This window comes from Oleidesulfovibrio vietnamensis, from assembly GCF_055388115.1.
Map to the genome: position 1 here is coordinate 2,421,731 of NZ_AP042419.1, position 23,203 is coordinate 2,444,933.

Annotated in this window: 23 protein-coding genes; 12 read left to right on the plus strand and 11 right to left on the minus strand. The window is 57.1% G+C overall.

Annotation, left to right across the window (positions count from 1 at the left end):
* Window positions 1-168: 168 nt before the first annotated feature.
* Window positions 169-654, minus strand: a complete 486-nt coding sequence (locus tag ACZ5D1_RS10860; RefSeq protein ID WP_011367422.1) for a hypothetical protein — start codon at window positions 652-654, stop codon at window positions 169-171.
* A gap of 263 nt (window positions 655-917) precedes the next feature.
* On the opposite strand from ACZ5D1_RS10860, the gene ACZ5D1_RS10865 reads away from it, so the two are divergent.
* The 4 genes from ACZ5D1_RS10865 to ACZ5D1_RS10880 all read left to right on the plus strand — a co-directional run bounded on the left by ACZ5D1_RS10865 (window position 918) and on the right by ACZ5D1_RS10880 (window position 3,842).
* A complete protein-coding gene (locus tag ACZ5D1_RS10865) occupies window positions 918-1,367 on the plus strand; it encodes a universal stress protein (protein WP_011367421.1) in 450 nt (149 codons plus the stop codon).
* A 109-nt stretch (window positions 1,368-1,476) separates the two neighbouring features.
* Complete coding sequence (gene hisC, locus ACZ5D1_RS10870) at window positions 1,477-2,628, plus strand: histidinol-phosphate transaminase (RefSeq protein ID WP_464554885.1); 1,152 nt, start codon at window positions 1,477-1,479, stop codon at window positions 2,626-2,628.
* Window positions 2,621-3,280 (plus strand): (d)CMP kinase, encoded by a 660-nt coding sequence (cmk, locus tag ACZ5D1_RS10875; protein WP_464554886.1) that lies wholly within the window; start codon window positions 2,621-2,623, stop codon window positions 3,278-3,280. Before hisC ends, cmk begins: the two co-directional genes overlap by 8 nt.
* 148 nt (window positions 3,281-3,428) lie before the next feature.
* Window positions 3,429-3,842, plus strand: coding sequence for a hypothetical protein (locus tag ACZ5D1_RS10880; protein WP_011367418.1), 414 nt, complete (start codon window positions 3,429-3,431; stop codon window positions 3,840-3,842).
* Between the two features lie 163 nt (window positions 3,843-4,005).
* On the opposite strand, the gene ACZ5D1_RS10885 is transcribed toward ACZ5D1_RS10880, so the two are convergent.
* Both ACZ5D1_RS10885 and upp read right to left on the minus strand, forming a co-directional pair.
* Window positions 4,006-5,253: a uracil-xanthine permease family protein gene (locus ACZ5D1_RS10885; RefSeq protein ID WP_011367417.1), complete on the minus strand. Its 1,248-nt coding sequence runs from the start codon at window positions 5,251-5,253 to the stop codon at window positions 4,006-4,008.
* 171 nt (window positions 5,254-5,424) lie between these two features.
* The gene (gene upp / locus ACZ5D1_RS10890; protein WP_011367416.1) at window positions 5,425-6,051 is read right to left on the minus strand and encodes a uracil phosphoribosyltransferase; all 627 of its coding nucleotides are present in this window, start codon (window positions 6,049-6,051) and stop codon (window positions 5,425-5,427) included.
* Window positions 6,052-6,157: 106 nt separating this feature from the next.
* On the opposite strand from upp, the gene coaE reads away from it, so the two are divergent.
* From coaE to ACZ5D1_RS10915, 5 genes are all read left to right on the plus strand, one after another.
* Window positions 6,158-7,822, plus strand: coding sequence for a dephospho-CoA kinase (gene coaE / locus ACZ5D1_RS10895; protein WP_464554888.1), 1,665 nt, complete (start codon window positions 6,158-6,160; stop codon window positions 7,820-7,822).
* A gap of 60 nt (window positions 7,823-7,882) precedes the next feature.
* The gene (locus tag ACZ5D1_RS10900; RefSeq protein ID WP_011367414.1) at window positions 7,883-8,629 is read left to right on the plus strand and encodes a rhomboid family intramembrane serine protease; all 747 of its coding nucleotides are present in this window, start codon (window positions 7,883-7,885) and stop codon (window positions 8,627-8,629) included.
* A 281-nt stretch (window positions 8,630-8,910) separates the two neighbouring features.
* Window positions 8,911-9,693, plus strand: a complete 783-nt coding sequence (locus tag ACZ5D1_RS10905) for an ABC transporter ATP-binding protein (RefSeq protein WP_011367413.1) — start codon at window positions 8,911-8,913, stop codon at window positions 9,691-9,693.
* A gap of 3 nt (window positions 9,694-9,696) precedes the next feature.
* Entirely contained in the window at window positions 9,697-10,857 is a 1,161-nt protein-coding gene (locus tag ACZ5D1_RS10910) for a SufB/SufD family protein (RefSeq protein WP_011367412.1), read from the plus strand.
* A gap of 165 nt (window positions 10,858-11,022) precedes the next feature.
* Complete coding sequence (locus ACZ5D1_RS10915) at window positions 11,023-11,472, plus strand: TraX family protein (protein ID WP_027181435.1); 450 nt, start codon at window positions 11,023-11,025, stop codon at window positions 11,470-11,472.
* Between the two features lie 90 nt (window positions 11,473-11,562).
* Here ACZ5D1_RS10915 and sppA read toward each other — a convergent pair whose 3' ends face one another.
* A complete protein-coding gene (gene sppA / locus ACZ5D1_RS10920; RefSeq protein ID WP_011367410.1) occupies window positions 11,563-12,525 on the minus strand; it encodes a signal peptide peptidase SppA in 963 nt (320 codons plus the stop codon).
* A 99-nt stretch (window positions 12,526-12,624) separates the two neighbouring features.
* On the opposite strand from sppA, the gene ACZ5D1_RS10925 reads away from it, so the two are divergent.
* The gene (locus tag ACZ5D1_RS10925) at window positions 12,625-13,566 is read left to right on the plus strand and encodes a Smr/MutS family protein (RefSeq protein ID WP_464554890.1); all 942 of its coding nucleotides are present in this window, start codon (window positions 12,625-12,627) and stop codon (window positions 13,564-13,566) included.
* 155 nt (window positions 13,567-13,721) lie between these two features.
* Here the strand turns inward: ACZ5D1_RS10925 and proC are convergent, their stop codons facing one another.
* The 6 genes from proC to ACZ5D1_RS10955 all read right to left on the minus strand — a co-directional run bounded on the left by proC (window position 13,722) and on the right by ACZ5D1_RS10955 (window position 19,681).
* A complete protein-coding gene (gene proC, locus ACZ5D1_RS10930; protein ID WP_027181438.1) occupies window positions 13,722-14,525 on the minus strand; it encodes a pyrroline-5-carboxylate reductase in 804 nt (267 codons plus the stop codon).
* Complete coding sequence (gene ndk / locus ACZ5D1_RS10935; RefSeq protein ID WP_011367407.1) at window positions 14,525-14,944, minus strand: nucleoside-diphosphate kinase; 420 nt, start codon at window positions 14,942-14,944, stop codon at window positions 14,525-14,527. Before ndk ends, proC begins: the two co-directional genes overlap by 1 nt.
* Before the next feature lie 80 nt (window positions 14,945-15,024).
* Window positions 15,025-16,491 (minus strand): divergent polysaccharide deacetylase family protein, encoded by a 1,467-nt coding sequence (locus tag ACZ5D1_RS10940; protein WP_464554891.1) that lies wholly within the window; start codon window positions 16,489-16,491, stop codon window positions 15,025-15,027.
* A gap of 96 nt (window positions 16,492-16,587) precedes the next feature.
* Complete coding sequence (locus ACZ5D1_RS10945) at window positions 16,588-17,877, minus strand: S41 family peptidase (RefSeq protein WP_464554892.1); 1,290 nt, start codon at window positions 17,875-17,877, stop codon at window positions 16,588-16,590.
* A gap of 29 nt (window positions 17,878-17,906) precedes the next feature.
* Window positions 17,907-19,016, minus strand: a complete 1,110-nt coding sequence (locus ACZ5D1_RS10950) for a murein hydrolase activator EnvC family protein (protein ID WP_011367404.1) — start codon at window positions 19,014-19,016, stop codon at window positions 17,907-17,909.
* Window positions 19,016-19,681, minus strand: a complete 666-nt coding sequence (locus ACZ5D1_RS10955; RefSeq protein ID WP_011367403.1) for an endonuclease III domain-containing protein — start codon at window positions 19,679-19,681, stop codon at window positions 19,016-19,018. Before ACZ5D1_RS10955 ends, ACZ5D1_RS10950 begins: the two co-directional genes overlap by 1 nt.
* Window positions 19,682-19,824: 143 nt before the next feature.
* Between ACZ5D1_RS10955 and ACZ5D1_RS10960 the strand changes: the two genes are divergently transcribed.
* Both ACZ5D1_RS10960 and ACZ5D1_RS10965 read left to right on the plus strand, forming a co-directional pair.
* Window positions 19,825-20,943 (plus strand): glycosyltransferase family 9 protein, encoded by a 1,119-nt coding sequence (locus ACZ5D1_RS10960; RefSeq protein ID WP_011367402.1) that lies wholly within the window; start codon window positions 19,825-19,827, stop codon window positions 20,941-20,943.
* A gap of 105 nt (window positions 20,944-21,048) precedes the next feature.
* Window positions 21,049-22,286, plus strand: a protein-coding gene (locus ACZ5D1_RS10965) for an IS3-like element ISDde2 family transposase (protein WP_455697283.1) whose coding sequence is annotated in 2 segments (ribosomal slippage) — window positions 21,049-21,403 and window positions 21,403-22,286 — 1,239 coding nt in all. Because the reading frame shifts where the segments join, the coding sequence is not laid out codon by codon here.
* A gap of 64 nt (window positions 22,287-22,350) precedes the next feature.
* Here the strand turns inward: ACZ5D1_RS10965 and ACZ5D1_RS10970 are convergent.
* Window positions 22,351-23,202 carry a 50S ribosomal protein L11 methyltransferase gene (locus ACZ5D1_RS10970; protein WP_027181439.1) on the minus strand — a complete coding sequence of 284 codons (852 nt, stop codon included), beginning with the start codon at window positions 23,200-23,202 and terminating at the stop codon, window positions 22,351-22,353.
* Between the last annotated feature and the right edge of the window lies 1 nt (window position 23,203).

Genomic DNA, 23,203 nt, shown 5'->3' on the forward strand with positions numbered 1-23,203 from the left:
CATTTCTGCTGTTCATTGCGCTTGGCCCTTTCACTTCAGCTGTCCGGCGGCAGGGCGACCGGAACTGTGTACATGCCGCATGACCGGAAACCGGCCCGCAGACGGCGGCAAGCTGCCACAAACCTTACGCCGCGGGCCATTCCGGCATCACAGAAGCTCAGCTTTCAATCAGGCGGAATAATCTCCGCGATTGATTTTAAAGCGTTCCGTGACGGTCATCACTTCCAGTTCGTCCACTATACGGCCCATACCGGGATGACGTTCTGCCAGATCGGGTACGGCATCACGGATGCGGGCAACCTCTTCGCCGATACCCTCCAGTGTGCTGTAAGCAGAGCGCAGATCGGCGTTTCCGCCTTCTCCTGCGATCATGCGGGAATAATTTTCCCAGTCGTCCAGCACCCCGCCCAGCGTGTCCGCCACGCCGGAAAGCGGTACAGCCCCCTCTGTCTGACCGGTCTGCTGCACCATAAGCAACGGATTGACCGATCCCGCTCCGGGGGGCGGCAGAACAGATTGCGCTGCAGCGCCCTGTGCCCCGCCCTGCAACTGGCCCGCAAGCAGCGAATCAAAACCGGCAGCCGCGCCGCGCGGCTTCTTTCTGGCTTCTTCCTGCTGCTGCAATGCCTGCAGTTGTTCATTTGTTATTTTCATAGCCTGCCCCTGCTGTTAGGGTTTTGACCGGAATGTAGCAATAAGTCTGCCAACAGACAGCACAAACATAAATACTTATTATTATGATAATTTTATAACAACAACGGGAAAAAAATACCAGCATTGCCTGCTTCTGCGGAAATTGTTACGGCAGAATTTACGTCATGTCTATTGCACCCGCGCCACGAACCCGTTATATTATAAGAAAGAATAATATCCGCGCGTTAAAGCTCGCGGTTTAAACAAGTACCAAGGAGGCCCCTATGCCCGCCATCAACAAGATACTCTGCGCAGTTGACTTTTCCAGCCACAGCAAGGATGTGGCCGAACATGCACGCCTGTTTGCCAAGTCTCTGGGAGCAGAAGTCATTGTTGTCTATGCCGCTCCTTCCCTCAGCCAGTATGTGGGCTTTCATGTGCCCACGGCTTCCATTGAAACACTGGTCGGTGAAATTGTAACCGGCGCGGAAAAAACCATGGAAGCTTTTGTGTCTGAAAACTTTGCCGATATCAATGCATCGGGACGCGTTGTCACCGGTTATGCGGCAGAAGAAATACTGGACGTGGCCGAAGCCGAAAAGGTGGACATGATCATCATGGGCACCCACGGACGCAAGGGCATCGACCGCATTCTGTTCGGTTCTGTGGCTGAAAAGGTGGTAAAGAGCGCCAGCATGCCTGTGCTCACCATCCGGCCCGAAATCGAAGACTAGCAGCAGCGGGCGCCTTGCCCTGACGCAAAAGGTGGATTATCCAGAGGGGCGGTTCTCACGAACCGTCCCTTTTTTTGCTACAGTTCCATACCTGCAAAGGAGCACCCCCATGACTGAACCCGCAAAGCGGGAAGATTCCGGGCTGCCTGAGGCCGTTACTGCCATACGGCCAGAGGTGGCGGCATTCAAACCATACGCGCCCGGCCTTTCCATTGATGAAATCAAGGAACGCTACGGACTTTCCCAGGTCGTGAAAATGGCCAGCAACGAAAATCCGCTGGGCACCTCGCCGCTGGTTCAGCAGACACTGCGTACCCATGCAGACCTTGCCTTCCGGTATGTCCAGTCCGGCAATCCCCGGCTGGTCAGCGCCATTGCCCGGTCTTTCGGCGTTGCTGCCGAAAGCGTGGTCACCGGCAACGGCTCTGACGAGGTGATAGACCTTATCATTCGGGTCAAGGCCCGCCCCGGAAAGCACAACATTGTCGCATTCAATCCCTGCTTCAGCATGTACGAGCTGCAGACGCGCTTCTGCGGTGTAGAGTTCCGGCAGGTACCGCTGCGTGCCGACTTCAGTTTCGACTACGACGCTTTTGTCGGCGCCGCTGATGCCAACACGGCCGTCGCATTCATCACCACGCCCGACAACCCGTCCGGCTACTGCCCCCCGGTCGAAGAAATAATCGATATTGCGCGGCGTCTTCCTTCATCATGTCTGCTGGTAGTGGACGAAGCCTACATGGATTTTGCCGATGACCCTGCCGCCCACTCTGTTCTGCCGCACCTGACAGAATTTCCCAATGTGGCAGTGCTGCGTACTTTTTCAAAAAGTTACGGGCTGGCCGGTCTGCGTCTGGGTTTCGGCGTTATGCATCCCGCCCTTGCTGACTATGTAAAAAGGGTGCGGCTGCCTTTCAGCATCAACATACTGGCAGAGTACGCAGGCATAGCGGCACTGCAGGACACCACATTCCACGCGCAGACCCTGCGTGTAACCCGCGAAGGCAGAACCTATCTGACCGGCGCGCTGACCGAGGCCGGATGCACGGTGTACCCTTCCGCAGCCAACTTCATCATGTTCGCGCTGCCGGAAAACTGCCCGCATGATGCGCGCGCGGTATTCGAGGCACTGCTGCGCCGCGGTATCATCATACGTCCGCTAAGCAGCTACAACCTGCCGCAGTGTCTGCGGGTCAGCATAGGCAACAGGCACGAAAACGAGCTGTTCATAGCTCAGTTCAAGGAGCTTCTCCGTGGCTGAACACATCATTGTCACACTGGACGGCCCCGCCGGAGTGGGTAAAACCACACTGGCCCGCAATATAGCCGAAGAGCTGGGCATAGCGTATATGGATACCGGAGCCATGTTCCGCAGTATAGGCTGGAAACTGGGCAATGTGGTGGAATCAGTGCCACCTGCCGAAATAGAAAAGAAACTTGCCGGATTCCGCTTTTCATTATCCGGAGCCGGGGCTGCCACGCAGCTTTCGCTCAACGGCACACCCGTGGGGGATGAAATCCGCACCGAAGAAGTTGCCCTGCTGGCCTCTGCCGTGGCAACGCTGCCAGTGGTCCGCACCTTTCTGAAAAAAAACCAGCAGAAACTCGGCAGTGAAGTTTCTCTGGTGGCGGAAGGACGCGACATGGGAACCGTCATCTTTCCCGCAGCCAGATACAAATTTTTTCTGGATGCCACGCCCGAAGAACGGGCACGCCGCCGGTACGAGCAGCTCACGGCTGCCGGTGAGACACCGGACCTGAAGGCCCTGACGGACCAGATACGCAAACGCGACCATCAGGACCGCAGCCGGGTGGTCGCACCGCTGCGCCCCGCAGACGACGCCATAATTATTGATACAACCGAACTGGATGTGCAGGGAGTTTTTGCAGCCATAATGAGCAAACTCAAATAACCGGACGCACATTTTCTGTATGCCGAAACGCCTGCATCAGCAGGCGTTTTTGCTTTCAGCCTATGTTAATACCGGTTATCTGTTGACAGAATATTGCACTCCGGATAAACATACAATTAAGAATGTATAACTACCGGAGGCACTCACCATGGCCGCAAGACAGCCTGTCATCCTTGCAGCGGATAACCTTGACCAGCTGCTTACTGATACCTGCAGGCAGATCAACGAAACCGCGCGCCGTTGCCCCGCAGAAAGCACACCGCCTGTTCCGCGGGGTTTTGCGATATTTTCCTTCATCATGCCCGCCGCCATCATCGGCGTAACGGCTGCCGTGCTGTATGGCACTGCACCTTTGCTGCTCGCCGTATCCGGCGTGGCGGCCTTTCTCATCATGATGTGCAAACCCTGTCACAAGGGATTGCGCCCGGCCGCTGCCCGTGCATCGGCCGCCATACAAAACATGCTGAATGCGGACCACAAGCCATACGGCTGGCATCCCGCCGCTCCGGCGCTGTGCCCCGTGCGCTGCACCCCGCGCACCGGACGCAAATTCAGGTCATAACGGCGTCCCCCAGACTCCAGCCGTTTGACATACTGCCCTCTCCCTCCCTTCACAGGGCAGCACGCTCCTCGTACGGCCGGTCCCGCCCCAGCGGGACCGGCCTGCATTTTTACCGGACACAACAAAGCCCGCTTTGCAGCTGGCCTTATTGTTAATCTACTTTCTAGCGTTTCCTGCGGGCAGGCTTGGGCAATATCATATTAAGCACTACACCGGTGATACCGGCCAGTCCTATACCTTTTATGGAAAACTCACCGGCATGAAAGGCCATGCCGCCAATGCCGAAAACCAGTATGACAGAGATAATGGCAAGGTTGCGCGGCTCCATGAGATCCTGCTGAGCACGCACCAGCGAATTGACCCCCACAACAACAATGGCGCCGAAAAGCAGAATCATGATACCGCCCATGACCGGCGTGGGTATGGTCTGCAGCAGCGCGCCGAGCTTGCCCACAAAGGCCAGCAGAATGGCGGTTATGGCAGCCCATGTCATGATACCGGGGTTGAACGAGCGGGTCAGCGCCACGGCTCCGGTCACTTCGGAATAGGTGGTGTTGGGAGGACCGCCCAGCAGAGAGGCAAACATGGTGGCAATGCCGTCACCAATCATGGTGCGGTGCACGCCGGGTTTATCTATGTAGTTTTTACCGGTCACCGAACTGATGGCCAGCACGTCTCCCACATGCTCGATGGCGGGGGCAATGGCCACGGGTACGATGAAGATGATGGCCTCGATATTAAACTCGGGTGCCACAAAGCTGGGCACGGCCAGCCACGGGGCTTCTATGACCCGGGTAAAGTCCACCATACCGTAAGCCAGCGCCGCCGTGTATCCGGCAGCAATACCACAGATGATAGGAATAAGACGGATGACACCGCGGCCGAACATGGAAGCGCCGATGGTGGCAACAAGCGAAATCATGGAAACAACCAGCGCATCATTGCGCGCAAAAAGCTCCGCCGAACCGTCACCTGTTTTTCCCAGCGCCATGAACACCGCTGCAGGTGCCAGCACCAGCCCGATAACCATGATGACGGGACCGGTGACAATGGTGGGCAGCACTCTGTCCAGAATCTGCGTACCCTGAATTTTAATCATCGTGCCCAGCAGCACATACAGCAGCCCCGCCGCAACAAGTCCGCCCATGGTTGCAGGTATACCCCAGGTGGCTACCCCGTGAATGATGGGGGCGATGAATGCAAACGAAGATGCAAGGAAAATAGGCACCTGCCGTTTGGTAATCAGCTGAAAGACCAGCGTGCCCGCTCCGGCGGTGAACAGCGCCACGTTAGGGTCAAGCCCCGTAAGCAAGGGCACAAGCACCAGCGCGCCGAAGGCCACAAACAGCATCTGCGCACCTATCAGACTGTCTTTAAGCCTGAAAGAATATTCGGTCGATTCGCTCACCACACTCCCTCCGTGTAAACCCAGATAATCCGTTACTCACAGCAAGGGCGGCCCTTTTTCGCAAAGCGCCACCCTCATATTCCAGCCCTTGGCCCAAAAAAAGAGCATTTCTGCAACGGGTGGGCTTTCACCGCCGCTGCAAAAATGCTCTGTCGCGTTCAGACGCGCAGATACCTATTTGGTACCGAAAATCTTGTCACCGGCATCTCCGAGACCAGGCAGGATATAACCGTTCTCATTCAGGCAGTCATCCACTGCGGCCACATAGATGTCCACGTCGGGGTGAGCATCCTGCACACGCTTGATGCCTTCCGGTGCAGCCACCAGAAAAAGCCCGCGGATCTGTTTGCAGCCTGCTTTTTTCAGCAGGTCGATGGTTGCCACCAGCGTACCGCCGGTAGCAAGCATGGGATCGATGATGATAGCCTGACGCTCTTCGATATTATTGGCGAGCTTGGTATAGTACGTCACCGGTTCAAGGGTTTCTTCGTTGCGGAACATGCCCACAACGCTGACCTTTGCGCCGGGAATCATATCAAGCAGCCCGTCCAGCATACCCAGTCCGGCACGCAGGATGGGAACAACGGTAATTTTTTTACCCTTGATCTGCTCGACTTCCACAGGGCCGGCCCAGCCTTCAACCTGTGTCTTTTCCGTTTCAAGGTCCTTGGTTGCTTCATATGTAAGCAACCGGCACACTTCGTTGGAAAGTGCGCGAAACTCGGCCACCGGCACATCGCTCTGGCGCAGCCTGCCCAGTTTATGTTTGACCAGCGGGTGGTCCACCGCGTAAACAGCCACTCTCGGTCTCCTTAAAGAGATTGCGTTGGTTCAGATGTTCGCATTTAAACTTTATCCGGATATGTGTAGTATGGTGAAAGATTTTCGTCAAGGACAACATGAAAAATTGACACAACACACTGAAAATAAAAACACTTCTTCCGGAAAAACCCTGCTTGACAGCATGGTCTCACCGCAGGCCGCGGGTGAACGTGCCGACAGGTTTATTGCCGCAGCGCTGGCCGGAGACGCCATATCGCGCGGAAAAATCCAGCGCGCCATAAGCGACGGACAGCTTCTGATTGACAATACTGTCTGCACCAGCCCGAAGACAAAACTTAAAAGCGGACAGCACATTGTTTTCAGCATGGAAGCCCCTGCCGCCTGTGTCTCGCCCGAAGAAGGCGAGCTGGAGGTACTCTACCGCGATGCGCACATGCTGGTAATCAACAAGCCTGCCGGATTGACGGTACACCCCGCCCCGAGTTGCCCCGAAGGCACACTGGTACACAGATTACTGCACCACTTTCCCGAACTGGAGGCACAGGAAGGATTTCGTCCGGGAATCGTGCACAGAATAGACAAGGATACCAGCGGCCTGCTGTTGATCGCCCTGACGGAACAGGCACGGCTGGCACTTTCCGACGCTTTTGCCGGACGCCGGATACACAAAGAATATCTGGCACTTGTAAAAGGCATTCCGGAAGGCGACAGCGGTGAAATTGACGCACCCGTAGGCCGGCATCCCACACATAAAACCCGCATGGCCGTCGTACGCGGCGGTCGCGAAGCCCTTTCCTCATGGCGGGTGCTGCTCGCCGACCCCCATGGCGGTGGCGGAACAGGCTGGACGCTTGTGGCGGTGCGTATTCATACCGGCCGGACTCATCAGATACGCGTCCACATGCAGCATACAGGACACCCGTTATGGGGCGATGCACTTTACGGCGGTATGCCCGGCAGAGAAGAACTTCAGACCACACCGGCTCTGGCGCAGACGGCAACCCGCCAGATGCTGCACGCATGGAAAATATCCTTCGACCATCCGGTCACCGGAGCCCCCATGCAGTTCACCCTGCCGCCCCCTGCCGACTTCGGCACACTTATCCGCGATCTGGGCTCTCGCTGCCAGCGTGTGGTCATCACCGGCATGCCCGGCTGCGGCAAGTCTGCCGTGCTGGGGCTGCTGCGTGACCGCGGCATACCCGTATGGAGTGCCGACGCCTGTGTCGCGTCGCTCTACGCCGCAGGCGGCGACGCGTGGCACGGCCTGAGGGGCAGGTTCGGAGACCGCTTTGTACCGGACGAATCTTCTCCCGTGGACAAACAGGCCCTGCTAAAAGCCATGCAGACCGATGCGGCCATACGGCGCGAAGTGGAAGACATAGTTCATCCGGCTGTACGCCATAATCTGGAACAATTCTGGCTGGCGCACACCGGTGCCGCGCTGGCTGTGGCAGAAATACCTCTTTTTCTTGAAACAGGCTGGAAAAAAGAAGCCGACGTGCTGGTGGGCATATTCACCCCGATGCACATGCGGCAGCAGCGTCTGCGGGAAAAACGCGGATGGACCGACGCAACCATAGCGTCCATGGATGCATGGCAATGGCCGGAAGCGGACAAAATGCGCGCCTGCGGCATGATTCTGGACAATTCCGGTCCGGAGGCAGAACTGCCCCGCAAGACGGCGGCGCTTGCCGCACAACTGGCAGTACTGCGCATGCACAGACTTGACAGACTGGAAGCCCGCGCCAGAACACTCTGGAGTGTTCCACCCGGCGGGCGGAAGTGATAGGATACTCTTTGCGCAACATGCATACGCTGCCCGCACACACGGCATAACGGAGCTGCCATGTTTCCCATCCGCGATTCCATTCCGCGCGTCCACAAACCGTGGGCCGTATGGAGCATACTGCTGCTCAACATCGCCGTATTCATGCTGCAGCAGGGCATGACGGAACAGATGCTTGTGAGCTTTCTGCACCTGTACGGCGTGGTGCCCGCCCGCTTTACCTCACCGGAATGGGCACTTTTTGCCGGCTATCCGCGCGGGGGGTATATCGCATTTCTCACCCACATGTTCATTCACGGCGGCTGGCTGCACATTATTGCAAACATGTGGACGCTGTGGATTTTTGCCGACAACATTGAAGACGTGATGGGACCGGTGCGGTTTGTGCTCTTTTATCTGGCATGCGGGCTGTCAGCCACTGTCGTGCATATTCTGTTCAACGCCGATTCCACCATACCGGTGGTCGGCGCTTCGGGCGCCATTGCCGGAGTAATGGGGGCCTATCTGCTGCTTTACCCCCATGCAAAGGTGTTCACGCTGATCCCCGTGCTGTTTTTTCCGCTGTTTTTCGAGCTTCCGGCCGCCATATATCTGGGCATATGGTTTCTGACGCAGTTTTTTTCGGGGGTCACCAGCATAGTGGCCCCTCAGCAAGGGGGCGGAATAGCATGGTGGGCGCATCTGGGCGGGTTTGCAGCCGGTATTGTGCTGCTGCCCTACTTCCGCCGCAATGACCGCTGTTACTTCTGCTACCGGCCGGATCCCGCGCGGCGTACCGCGGTGGTAGAACCGCCCCGCCGCGGCTGATGTCTGCCTGCCCCGCACTGCGCGTAAATACACGCTCGGTCAGCGACCGCTTTCGTTGACTTGCCCCCCCGTATGCAGCATAACTACGTTCCGCCGACGGCGCTGCTGTCCATATTCCGCCCTGCACCGGTCCGGTCCGGCGCCTGTGGCAGCGGAGCGGCAGAAAACCGGCTCCTGCCGGTCTCCGCAGCACGCACATGATCTCCGCACGGGATCATGTGCCTACGGCTTTGCCGGAAACTGTTTCTGCGCCGCGGTAAATTCGCAAGTGGGGTTCACACATGCTTGAAATAAAAAATCTTCGTGTGAAGATCGGCGATGTTGAAGTGCTTAAAGGCATCAACCTGCACATCAACGACGGCGAAACCTTCATTCTGTTCGGTCCCAACGGCTCCGGCAAAACCACGCTGCTGATGACGCTGATGGGCTTCGGCAATTATACCGTCACCGGCGGGCAGATACTTTTCAAAGGGCATGACATCACGCATATGCCCATGTACGAACGCGCCCGCCTCGGCATCGGCATGTCGTTCCAGCGTCCTCCCACCATCCACGGGCTGAAAACCCGCCACATGGTCCGCATGTGCGGACAGGGACGTGAAGTGGATGTGGACGGGCTGGCCCGCAAGGTCAATTTTGAGAATTTTCTTGAGCGCGACATCAACGCCGGTTTTTCCGGCGGCGAGATCAAACGGTCCGAGCTGCTCCAGCTTATGGCCCAGCAGCCCGACCTTGTTCTTTTTGACGAACCGGAATCCGGTGTCGACCTTGAGAACATGGCTCTGATAGGCAAAACAGCCCGTCAGCTGCTTGACGGTGTGCCCCCCGCAAGCTGCAGCATGAAAGAACACCGCGCCCGCTGTAAAACCGCCGGACTCATCATCACGCATACCGGCTATATTCTGGAATATGTCAACGCCGACCGCGGACAGGTCATGTACAACGGCCAGCTGTGCTGCGAAGCCCGCCCCCGTGACATTCTGGACCATATTTCCAAGCACGGCTACGAAGAATGCCTGCGCTGTCTCACCCCTACAGAGGGCACAATCAGGGAGACCATGTAAATCATGAGCAAAATAGATCTTTCGCGCTACGCCTTTGACGGCGGCACCGCCGATTCCATTGCCGACCTGACCACCCTTTCCAACGAAGACAAACAGCGCCTTCTGTACGCCGGCATCGACGTGAACCAGAACAAGCTGGGCGGCAGCTTCATGCACATGAACCACTCGGGTGTTCACTGCCAGAGCCGGCAGGAAGGCCTTGAAATCATGGATATCAAGGACGCGTACAACAAGTACGACGGGCTGCCCGAATACTGGTGGAAAATGGTCGATCCCGACAAGGACGAATTTACCAGAGCTGCACACGAACACCTGCATGGCGGCTACTTTATCCGTGCCCGCAAGGGCGTTAAGGTACAGGACCCCGTGCAGTCGTGCCTGTTTATCAAAGACAGCGGCCTTGCCCAGAACGTGCATAACATAGTCGTTGTGGAAGAAGGCGCCGAACTGCATGTGCTTTCCGGCTGTGCCACCGCTCACGGAGCCAAAGACACCGCCCATATGGGCATATCTGAATTTTATGTGAAAAAAGGCGGCAAGCTGACGTTCACCATGATTCATAACTGGGGCGACGATACCGCCGTCCGCCCGCGCTCCGGCGGCGTGATGGAAGAAGACTGCGTGTTTCTGTCCAACTACGTGCTGCTCAAGCCCGTCAGAGACCTGCAGATGTACCCCAGCATCACGCTGAACGGTTCCGGTTCCGTGGCGCGGTTCAACTCCGTCATGGTAACCCCTCCCGGCAGCTATGTGGACGCAGGCAACCGCATCATTCTTAACGCCCCCGACACACGCGCCGAAATCATCGCCCGTACGCTGACCACCGGCGGAACCGTCATCAACCGCGGATTCATCGGCGGCTACAATGTGCCTGCCAAAGGGCATCTGGAATGCAAAGGCCTTATTCTGGGTGGCGGACGCATCCATGCCATTCCCGAACTGGATGCCACCATCGACGGTGTGGAGCTGTCTCACGAGGCGGCCGTGGGCAAAATTGCGCAGGAAGAAATTGAATACCTGATGGCCCGCGGGATGGACGAAGACGAAGCCACTTCCACCATTGTCCGCGGCTTTCTTAATGTGGACATCATGGGACTGCCGCACGAACTGGAAGACGCCATCCGCCAGCAGATAGATCAGCTGGATGCCGGCGACGCCATGTAACCGCCCGCAGTTACCGCAGCACCGCTTGCAAGGCCCCGCGCATGTCGCGGGGCTTTCCTTATGCGGCGCCGGTTGCACGCCTGCGGGTATTTATCTATTGTCGCGCAGACCGGAAGCGGCTCTGTCCCGCCTCCGGCCGTTTCAATTCATTACAAGGACCTGATCATGCCGGGGTACAAAGCTCATCTGGCAGGGGGTGCCGCCGTAGCGGGCGGGGCACTGGGCGGCCTGCTGTATTGCGACATCATATCGGCCTCTCCGCTCACGCTGGCGGCGTTGTTTTCGGTGGCACTGCTGGCCACCATGTTTCCCGATACCGATACAGAATCCAAAGGACAGAACCTTTTTTATGCCATCATGGCCACTGTGGACGTTGTTCTGATACTGAACAAAGAATACGAATGGGCAGCGCTGCTGGGGCTTTTTGCCATGCTGCCCGCGCTGGGCAAACACCGGGGCTGGACACACAGCTGGTGGGCCATGCTCATTGTTCCGCTTCCGCTTATTCTGCTGCCCATGGCGTTTTACCATACCCCATGGGAGGCAAGCATGCCGTTTTACCTTGCTGCGGTCACCGGCTACGGCACGCACCTTGTGCTTGATGCGCTGTTCTGATGCCGCCGCCCGCGAGCGGGTGGATATGCCTTAAATAAAAACAGGCCCGCAGAAGCTCTGCGGGCCTGTTTTTATAAACGGTACAATCTGTTAACGGGCGTATTCCGGCGCCCACAGATAATAAAACCCTGTGGAAGGCACGTTAAGCGGACGGGCCAGCGGCATCTCCACAAGCGGAGCACTGCCTGCCTGCGCGGTGATGGTGTTGTACGGCGTATCGTTGGGGAACGGTTCGCGGCGGTACACAACCACAGACGCCTCATCAAGACCGGCCAGTTCATGCGCGGCGGCAACGGCGTTGTCAAAGTAGCCTATGCTGTCCACAAGCCCGAGTTCAAGGGCTTCCTGCGCTGTCATTATGCGGGCGTCGGAATAGCTGGATTCCCTGCCCTGCAGTTCGCGGCGTTCGCTGACAAGCTTTATAAAGCGACTGTTGAGCGTTGTGACCATATTCTGCAGAATGGCCTGCTCTTCGGGAGTGTTTTCCCTGAACGGCGAACCGATGTCTTTGTGCGCCCCGGACTTTGTAGTCACAGCCTGCACGCCTATCTTTTCCATCAGCCCCGTCACGTTGGGCCGCATGAAAATGGTCCCGATGCTGCCGGTGATGGTCGACGGATGCGCAATGATACGGTCTGCGGCAATGGACACATAGTACCCGCCGGAAGTGGCCATATCCATTTGCAGGGCCACCACACGGGTGCCGGTACGCTGTTTGAAGCGCATTATCTCATTATACAGCACATCGCTTGAGGTGACGCTGCCTCCGGGGGAGTCAACCGTAAGTATCACTGCGCGGACAGCGGGGTCCATTTCCGCCATACGCAGGCGGGCTACGACACTCTGCACCAGACCGGGCTTGTCGGCAAAAATTCCGCGTTCCGGTTTGTTATCGATAACACCGGCAACGGGCAGCACAACAATCTTTGCATCGCCGCTGCCCTGCAGCTGGTATTCTTTTAAAGCTTCGGGGCCGCCGAAAAGCTTGACCCCCGATGCGCATCCTGTGGCAAGCAATGACACAAGAATCATAAAAACAGCCATATAACGCATATAAAACTCCTGTAAGAACGGAAGATGAGAGTTGCAGTGATGCCGATTTAACCTTGACACCCCGTTCATCGGCGTCAAATATCTGCTGTGGAGAATAGCATGACCGACACATTTAACAATCCCTTTGCAGAAATTGACAACAACGAATTCCCCGAAGCAGAAAGGGAAGACCAGACTGCAGGTACTGCTCCTGATGAAGAGCTGGACGACGCCGGACTTTTCGCACAGGCGTTGCAGGGACTTGAGCGTCCCGCAAAGGACAGAAATCAGGCTCCGCAGCAGGGCCGCAGAACCGCAGAACAGTCATCCGGCGGTATGCTGCTGGGAGAACATGAGGCTTTCAGACGCGTGCAGAACAGAACGCCCCGCTCCGGCACGCAGGAGCGCAAGGACAAGGTGCAGCAGAAATCACGCGCGGCAGTGACCAGACGCGCCGCTCAGCCGGTTTCGACTCCGGACGACGATGCCCTGTTCGGACAGGCAATGACGGGAGTTGCTCCGCTTACTTCCCGCGGACGCGGAGTAAACCCGGAAGCCGCCCTGAATGCCAAAACCACGCTGTCGTCCGACCCGCGCGCAAGCCTGCAGGAATTTATGGAAGGCAAGGTGCAGTTCCAGATCGAATACACCGACGAATTCATTCAGGCGCATGTGCAGGGGCTTGATCCCGTCGTTATGGGTAAAATGCGTGCGGGACACTACAGTCCCGAAGGTCATCTTGATCTGCACGGCCAGAACATCATCCAGTCGTATTCCGCCATGGTGCAGTTCATCCAGACAAGCTATACCAAAGGCAAGCGCTGTGTGCTGCTTATACCCGGACGCGGAAAGAACAGCCCCGAAGGTTACGGCGTTCTGCGGGACAAAGTGCAGACATGGCTTACACGGGATCCGTTCAAACGGGTGGTACTGGCTTTCTGCACCGCCCAGCCCAAAGACGGCGGTGCCGGTGCCCTGTATGTGCTGCTGCGCAAATTCAAAAAAAGCTCGGGGAAAATACACTGGAACCGCACCCCCAGCGATGCGGACCTGTTTCTGTAACACCCTGCGTTTTTCTGCCTGCTGCACGCCGCAAAGGCGCCTTGCATGCAGCCTGCCTCATTCTGTCTGTCCGGTCTGCCGGATTATTCTGCGTATCCCAAAAAAACGGGATGCCCTTTGCGGGCATCCCGTTGTATTCTCTGTTGCCGGCAGGGTTATCTGCGCATGGCCAGACCTTTTTCATAGGCTGCCAGCACGGCATCAATGATGTGTCCCCGCACGGCGGTGCGGTCAAGGTGGTTGGTTCCGGCTATGGTTGTTCCGGCCGGAGAAGTGACCATCTCGCGCAGCAGCGAAGGATGCATTCCCGTCTGTTCGGCCAGAGCGCACGAGCCGGAAAACAGCTCCGTCACCATTTCTGTGGCCTGCTGCCGCGTAAACCCTACGGTTACCGCGGCTTCGATGACAGCTTCCATCATATGAAAGACATAGGCGGGACCGCATCCGGCCACAGCGGTAAATGCCTCGAACTTCTGTTCGGGCAGTACAATCACCTTGCCGATGGCTGCAAACAGGTTCCGGACAGCGGTTGCGGCTTCTGCAGACAAGGCGGGATCGTCCAGACACATGCCGTAAATGCCCCTGCCGACCATGGCCGGCGTATTGGGCATCACCCGCACCACCGGGGCCGCCCCCTGAGCAGCGCTGCGCATGGCTTCCAGCGAAACACCGGCGGCAATGGAAACCAGCACCTTGCCGGCATCCAGAACAGGACGCACCTGCCCTATAACATCGCAAATCTGATCAGGCTTGACGCCCAGCAGAATAATGTCGGCACGCCGCGCCAGCGCCACGGCATCAGGAGCAGGCTCAAGGCCTATTTCATCCCGCAGGGCTTCCACTTTCGGGGCACTGCGGTTAAAGCCGGCCAGCTGCAATCCTTCCACCCCGGCAAGACCGCGCATGATGGCGCCGCCCATGTTGCCGCAACCGATACACCCCAGAACCGTATTTTTCATCAGCCGGTTATCTCCATGGCGTTAAAGAAGTAGCCCATTTCAAATGCAGCAGTTTCGGCAGCGTCGGAACCGTGTACCGAGTTTGCCTCAAGTCCTTCTGCAAACTGTCTGCGAATGGTGCCTTCTGCCGCATTTTCAGGATTGGTGGCCCCCATCAGCTCACGCCAGCGGGCCACGGCATTATCCCCTTCCAGCACCATGGCCACAATGGGGCCTGATGTCATGAAATCCGTCAGGCTGGCGAAAAAGGGGCGCTCTTTATGAACATGATAAAAGCCTTCGGCCTGCTCTCTTGTCAGCCGCATTTTTTTCATGGCGACCACGCGCAGTCCGTTCTGCTGAATGACGGACAGAATGGGGCCTTCAAGATTGCGTCTTGTGGCGTCAGGCTTGATGATGGCAAAGGTTCTTTCTGCCATGTGTTCGTTCCTCCGATGCAGTGTGTTTGTGTGATGTGTGTGCATTAGGCACGCGGTACGCATCCGCGCGCCGACAGTGTTTATTGCCTGCGATGCCGTACTTTATCAAGCCCCGCCACACTGACAATCTGAATCTTGCGGCTGCGCACCCGCTGCCACTCTTCCAGCGCGGCCAGCGTTTCAGGCGTGGGATGCCCTATGGCAATGGCCGTGCCCTGACGCAGTGCCACGCCGGCAGCTTTGTCCAGCTGGTGCATAATGCTTTTTTTGTCACGCACCACATCAAGAAACACCGAACGCCGGAATGCATGCAATCCGGCTGCCGCCGCCTTACGGTACAGCACAGAACCGCCATGCGTCACACTGTCCAGCACAAACAGCTTTCTGCCGCGCAGTTCATCCACCACGGCCTGCACTCCCGCATCGTCCTGCGTAAAGCGCGATCCCATATGGTTGTTTATGCCTACGGCATGGGGCACCATACCCAGATTTTCGCCTAGCACAGTATGTATCTGATCCGGTGTCATGGAGACAAACAAGGCTCCCGGTCCCGGATTCACACGGGGGTAGCCCACCGGCTCCATGGGCTGGTGGATCATTATCTCGCACCCGTGCTGCCAGCCGTAATCCGCGGCGCGGCGGGCATAGGTTGCACGCGGCCATATGGAAAGCGTCACCGGATATTCCAGCGCCACAAGACGCTCCACAGCCCGCATGCTTTCACCTATGTCATCTATGACTATGGCAAGACGGGGCAGGTCGTTTTCCCGCTCCTGAATCTGCGTTGCAGCGGCTCCGCTTTCGGACCGGTCCGTGACAACGGCATCGGGGCTGCCGGCATCATCCTGCGCCTCCGGCAAGGGTGTGACGGCCTCTGATGTGCCTCTGTGCTGTCCGTCGACCGGAAGCTGCGGCTCCTGTTCCTGCAGCACGGCAAAAGCCAGTGCATGCGTCACCACACCGTCAAGCGAAATGCGCCATGCGCCACCGGCGGCCTGCTGCAAAGTCGCGGCCGGAACCCATGTGGCCAGAGCCGTACGCAACCCGGCAATAAAATCATCATGACCGTTGCCGAGTCTTATCTCCAGCTGCTGGAAATGATACTCCTCTCCGTTGTGCGACCGTACTTCGACCCGCTGCAGCCCCAGTGCCCTGCGGGGCAGATCCAGCCGTTCCAGCGTGCGCAGCAAAGCATAGTCCACCTGCTTGACGGTCTGATCCAGCGAGCTGCCCAGCGATTCTTCATAGGGAAGGCTCGAAGGATCGAGCAGATCGCGGACAGACGGCAGAGCCTCGCCCGACTGTGCCTGTTCAGCGTCGGCAGGGGCGCTAGCCGTACCGGAAAGACTGAAGTACGCAAGAAGCAGCACGCCGGTCAGCAGCACGCCGCAGGCAAACGCCACCGCTGCCAGCACAAAACGGTTGGCCAGCAGGCCGCCCGCGGAATCTGCTCCGCCGGACCGCTGTGCCGTGGAAGACCTGAATCTGTCCAGAACACGCCTGATGCGTGATATAAAATTGCCACCGGAGCCTGACGGCGTCGTCATACAAACAAGTCCCTTTATTTAACGGTCAAAGGGCGCGGTCTCCCGCGCCCTTGTCTTTTCTGGTGTATACATCAAGGCCTGCCGCCGCAGATAATCCTAGTGGATAGCCTGCAGGCGCGGCAGCTGTTTGACCAGCTGCAAAGCCATGCGCAGCTGGTTGTCGCGCTCAAGGCTTGCTACGGATTCCTTGTCCCGCTCGGTTTCGGGGCTCTTTTTGTCCTCGCCGTTTTCAAGATGTCGTGCAAGGTCCTTTTCACGCATGATGCCGAAAGGATGCTTTGCCTTGCTTTCTTCTTCTCTGGCAGGCTGGACAAAAGGCAGCTTGATATCGGGTTCGACCCCTTCCGCCTGAATGGAAGTGCCGTCAGGCGTATGGTACAGGGCAATGGTCAGTTTAAGACCGGAACCGTCTGCAAGGGGAATGACGTTCTGCACCGAGCCCTTGCCGAACGTCCTCTCGCCCAGCAGCAGCCCGCGCTTGTGGTCGCGCAGGGCACCGGCAACGATTTCAGAAGCAGAAGCGGATCCGGCGTTCACCAGCACAACCAGCGGAGCTTTTACGTCAGTGGCCTGCGCAGTGGCTTTAAAATCCCTGTTGTTGGATTCGATACGGCCTTTTATGGAGACGATGGTACCTTCGGAAAGGAACGTATCGGCCACATGCACGGCCTGATCAAGAAGCCCGCCCGGATTGTTGCGCAGGTCAAGGATAAGGCCTTTTATGGGACCGCGCTTACGTTCTTCGCGTATGGCGTCATGCAGTTCGTTGGTGGTCCGCTCGCTGAAGCGGCTGAGACGCACCCACAGGTAGCCCGGCTCAAGTTCATGAGCTTTCACACTGATAAGCGGAATGGAATCACGCTCTATGCTGACAGTCTCGGGCGAATTTTCGCCTTCGTGCAGAATGGTCAGTTTGACGGTGCTGCCTCTGGGGCCGCGAATCCTGCTGACAGATTCGCGCAGAGTCATTTCCTGCGTCAGCTTGCCGTCCACGGCCAGAATGATATCACCGGCCCGCAGTCCGGCACGGGCTGCGGGAGTATCGGCAATGGGTGCCACAACAACAAGCCTGTCGTTCTGCTGGGTTATCTCGATACCGATACCGAAAAACTCGCCGGAAGTGCTCTCCTGCATTTCACGGTATTCCGCGGCATCCAGAAACGCAGAATGGGGATCGAGGTTCTGCAACATGCCCCTGATGGCACCTTCCATCAGTTCGTCGCGTGAAACATCGCTCACATAAAAGCGTTCGACAAGGTCAAGCACCTGACTGAAACGCTTGAGCGACTCAAACCGGCCGGGACCGTCCGTGGCATTGCCCGGCCCGATGGACACGGTCAGCGTCAGAAAAACAATAAACGTGGCTGTCCACAGGGACAAACGCATAATAAAACCTCCGATCACCCTGAAAGCACTCACTTTACGGCTGTTAACCACGTTTCAGGGTTAATTGCTTTTTGATGAAAACGCAATTCGAAATACAATCCGTCTCCGTTCACATCGGGATAGTATCCCGCTGTACCGATGACCGCGCCCTGTTTCACATTCTCCCCCACCTCTGCAAAACTGTCCGAAAGATATGCATACAGGCTGTAATAATCCGTGCCGTGCATCAGGATGACAACCCTGCCGAACCCCCGCAGCACATCATTATGCATCACCTTGCCCCAGGCCACAGCCTTTACCGGAGCATTTTTGTGCACACGCAGTCCCACACCGCGTACAGGCGGTGAAGCCTTCAGGTTATACCGCACTGCCACGTCCCCGTCGGCAGGCCATGGCAAAATGCCCTTCAGCAGTGCTATATCTCTGCCGCCGCGCTGCTTTTCCAGCCGGAAGTTCAGACTGCGGATGACATCAAGCACATTGTGCAGTTCCGCCTCGGCGCTTGCCTTGCTTTTCTGCACTGTCTGCAGCTTGCGCCGGTAGCTCAGCTTATTCTGCAGCAGGTCTTTCTTGACCGCGTTCACCGCCTCCAGCCTGCTCCGTGCTTCGTCAGCCAGCGTCTGACGTTCGGCCAGCACGCTTTCCACCTCGGCCTGACGGCGGGCCAGTTCCTTCTGACGGGCATCCACCTTTTCGTACAGCGATCTGGTCCACACATATCTGCGGCTTGCCGCATCCCAGCCTTCCGGCGGAATAACACCGGCACTGCGCCGCTGTATATCCAAAGGCCACAGCGTGGCCAGCAGACGGCCCAGATCATCCTGCACGGCACGTGTATCAGCCGAAAGCCGCTTCAGGCGCTCTCCGGTCTCCTGCAGTGAGGCTTCCACCTTTGCCAGCTTTTTCTCACTTTCGGCAATGCTTTTTTCCAGACTGCGGATACGCGCTTCTGTGGTCTGCATGTCTCTGCTCAGGCGCGCTTCCTGTTTTGACAGTTTTTTCAGTCTGGCTTCACGTTCTTTAGCTTTCTGCTGCTGCTCCCTGATGGAACGCGTCAGGTCCTGCGCCTGAACGGCAGTAACAGCCGTGCAGCAGCACAGCAGGGCCACCAGAACAGCCCGCACCACAAATCCACGCATCAGCAGACCACCTCGTATTCAAGAAACTGCCGTAACGGGCAGGAGTCGCAGCGCGGGTGCGTTTTGCGGCACCATTCTTTGGCCACACGTACAAGCAGGGCATGATATTCATTGTATACTGATACATCCGCAGGCAGAACGTCCATGAAAAATTCGCGCATTTCGGCATATTGCACATCTTCGGGCAACAGGCCGTGCCGCACGCAGATACGCCGCGTATACGCATCCACCACAAAGCTGGGCATATCAAGCGCGTACAGCAGAATGGAATCTGCCGTTTCAGGCCCTATGCCTTTTATGTCCAGCAGCCGCGCGCGCAGACTGTCCATGGAAGTTCCCGCAAGGTTGCGGATGTCACCGTCCGCTTCTTCGTACAAAAACTGTACAAGCCGCCGCAGGGTGGCGGCCTTCTGCCGGTAAAAACCCGCAGGCCGCACCAGCTCTTCCAGCGTGTCAGGTGCCGCTGCGGCCACGCCCGATTCGGAAAGCATGTCCGCAGACCGCATCCGCTGCAGAGCCTGCCCGGCATTGGTCCAGCTGGCATTCTGGGTCAGCACCGCTCCCGCCGCCACCTCAAAAGGGGAACCGGCAGGCCACCAGCCGCTGGGGCCCAGACGGGCCAGCATGGCGCCGAACATCTGCATCAGGAGTGTCTCTCGGTTCATAGCGTTGTCATCCTATAGAGTTGCCGGTCGAAGCGCAATGAGCCAGACTGTACTTTGCGACAGCTTCAAGATACATTCCGCGCCTTGCAGGCGCCGGTGCCCCTGCGCCGCTGCCTACCCGTATACGGAGCACAACCGCCATAATGAATATGCATCATCAAGAGCAGATAACAGAAATCGCCATAAATGACAGCACTGTCCGTAAAATTCTTGTGTGCCAGCTGCGTCAGATAGGTGATGTGGTACTGGCCACACCCGCCATAGAGCTGCTTGCCAGACGTTTTCCCTATGCCGAAATACATGTACTGACGGAAAAACGCTGCGCCGCCATGCTGGAAAACAATCCTTTTGTCACCACCGTGTGGAGCATCGACAAAAAGGAACTGCCCGACCTCATCCGTGAAATAGCCTTTTACCGCAAGGTGGCAGCCGAAAAATTCGATATTGTGGTTGCCTTTCAACAGCTGCCCCGCTGCCGCTGGGTTCTGGCTTTTTCCCGCGCACCTGTCAGGCTGAGCTACCCGCCGGCATGGCACAGCCGCTGGCTTTTCACCCACTGGCATCCGCTGGAGCCGGGGTATTCCGCCCGGACAAAAGCCAATGTGCTCAAGCCGCTGGGAATCGCATGGCAGGGCGAAAAACCGCGCATATACCTGACCGACGAAGAAATGGACAATGCCGCGCACCTGCTGGAACAGGCAGGCGTGGCCCCCCGTCATCAGCTGATTACACTGGACCCGACCCACCGCCGCGCCACCCGCCGCTATCCGGCACGACACTACGGGCGTGTGGTTGCCGACCTGTACCGCCGCAACCCCGACATACGTTTTCTGCTGCTGTTCGGCCCCGGTGAAGAACAGGAAGCCATGGAGGTTGTCCGGCAGGCCGGGTGCGACGGGGCTTTCATCATTCCGCAGCACATCCTCACCCTGCGGCAGATGGCCGCGTGCATGGCGCATGCACGCATGCATCTGGGCAACTGCTCCGCACCGCGCCACATCGCCGTGGCCGTGGATACGCCCAGCATGACCGTACTGGGGTCCACCACCTCGTCATGGACCTTTCCTTCCCCCGAACATGACCACATTATTCTGGGGCTGGACTGTCAGCACTGCAATCAGGACACCTGCCGCCGCAACGACATGGCATGTCTGGAGCAGCTGGCACCGCAGGTGGTGACACAACGCGTGCTGGATCATCTGGAAAAGACCGGAGGGCATCCCGCCGCCCTGAGGCATCGCCAGAAAACAGCGGCAGTCTGAAAAAACCGTATCGTCCGGCACAAAAAAAGCGGAGCACTGCTCCGCTTTTTTACATCTTTTCACTGTCCCGTCCTGAAATAGGTTGACAAGTAAGGAGCCTATTTCATGGAAAGTGAAAAGAATCAGCATGTAAAGCGCACCCAACGAGACTACACGATGGCCTTTAAAATATCCGTCGTGACTCAAGTGGAACAAGGCGAAATGACATACAAGCAGGCTCAGAAGATGTATGGTATTCAAGGGCGCAGCACTGTGCTTATCTGGCTTAGAAAGCACGGAACTCTTGATTGGAGCAAGCCTGTGGTACATTCGAGTAAATCGCCAAAAGCTAAAGAGACTCCCGCGCAGCAAATCAGAAGATTGGAACGGGAGCTGAGGGACGAGAGGCTGAAGAACATGCTTCTCAACGAAATGATTGACATTTCAGACCGCGAATACGGGACTGCCATAAGAAAAAAGTTTACCCCCGAGCTGCACGAAATCTTCAACAAAAAGCCAAAGTAAGCTTGGCGGCTTGTTGCAGGCAGCTCGGGGTGAGCCGCCAATCTGTTTATCAGGCCGAAAAGCGTTTTGAATTCCGAGCTATCCAGCTTCAAGTTGTGAAAGAGCTGGTGCTTGCCGTCAGAGCCAGAATGCCTCGGCTTGGAACCAGAAAGCTGTATTCGCTGCTGTGCGATGCTATCAGCGCAAAGGGAATCAAGCTTGGTCGCGATGCTTTGTTCGCGTTGTTACGAAAGGAGCACATGCTCATAAGGCGCAAACGAAACTACACAAAAACAACAAATTCAAAGCATTGGCTCAAGAAGCACCCGAACTTGTTTAAAGATATCCGACCATCAAGTCCGGAGCAGGTTTTTGTTAGTGACATCACATATCTTTCGACAAGAGAGCAGACCTACTACCTCACCTTGGTGACGGATGCTTATAGTAGAAAGATCATGGGACATAGCCTCAATCGGGATCTTGGAGCTGAAGGGGTGTCCAAGGCACTGGAAAAAGCTGCCAGGAACCGTTTGACTACCAAAGAGGCAATCCACCACTCTGACAGGGGGCTTCAGTACGCATCGACCATCTACCAAGACAAGTTGAGTAAGGCAGGGATGCTTTGTTCCATGACTGATGGATACGATTGCTATCAGAACGCTTTGGCTGAACGGGTGAATGGCATCCTGAAGCAAGAGTTTCTATTTGTGCCATGCAAAAGTTACGATGAGTTGAAGGCAGTTGTGGACGAGTCGATCGGAATCTATAATACGGAGCGTCCTCATCTTAGCCTGAATATGAAGACGCCGGAGTATGTACATAAAATGGGCTGTGAGGTTGCCCTCACAGCCCAAACTTGAACAATCTAAAAAACGTCAACTCATTTTAGGACGGGTCACACAGCATGTCCGCAGGCTGCAGCCGCTATTCCCAGATCAGCGCGGCCCAGTCGCCCTGCACTTCCCTGCGGGCCTGCGGCAGTCCCAGAGCGGTGTACACCGCTTCAACGCCGTCTGCCTGCAGTTCCAGCAGACCGGAAAGCACAAGACACCCGCCCGGCCGCATCAGTGCAACGATATCCTGCGCAAGCTCCTTGAGAGGCTGCGCAAGAATATTGGCCAGCACCAGATCATACTGTTCGCCCTGCACCGCTTCCACGCTGCCCAGACGCACCTCGAATTTATCAGAGACGTTGTTTATCTCTTTATTTTCCGTGGTGTTTTCCACAGCAAGCAGGTCAATATCAGACCCCACACCACTGAGTCCCAGCATGGCACAGCCTATCCCCAGAATGCCGGAGCCTGTTCCCAGATCAAGAAAGCGCATGCCGGCGCTTATGCGGCCTTTGTCGGCCAGCGCGGAAACAGCGCCCAGGCACAAAGCCGTTGTGGGATGATGCCCCGTGCCGAATGCCGTTTTGGGTTCAATGACTATGGGCATGCGGTCCTTCAGGTCAACCTCGCCATGCATCCACGGTGCGATAACCATAAAGCGGCTGCCGGCTTCCACAGGCGTAAAATAGTCACGCCATGCAGCCACCCAGTCCTGCTGCGGCACGCTTTCGCGCTCCACGCGGGCTTCGGGCACTCTCGATTCCACTTCACCCACCAGCTCTTCGCAGAACTGGGGATTATCTGTATACACGCGAAACAGCGATTCTCCGGTGGGCAGATAGTCTTCTTCCCACCCCTGTGCCACTCTGAGGGTCAGCACACCGGTGGTGATGTCCTCGAACTCCTCGGGCACGACAATGTCAATACGAATCAGATCAGCCATA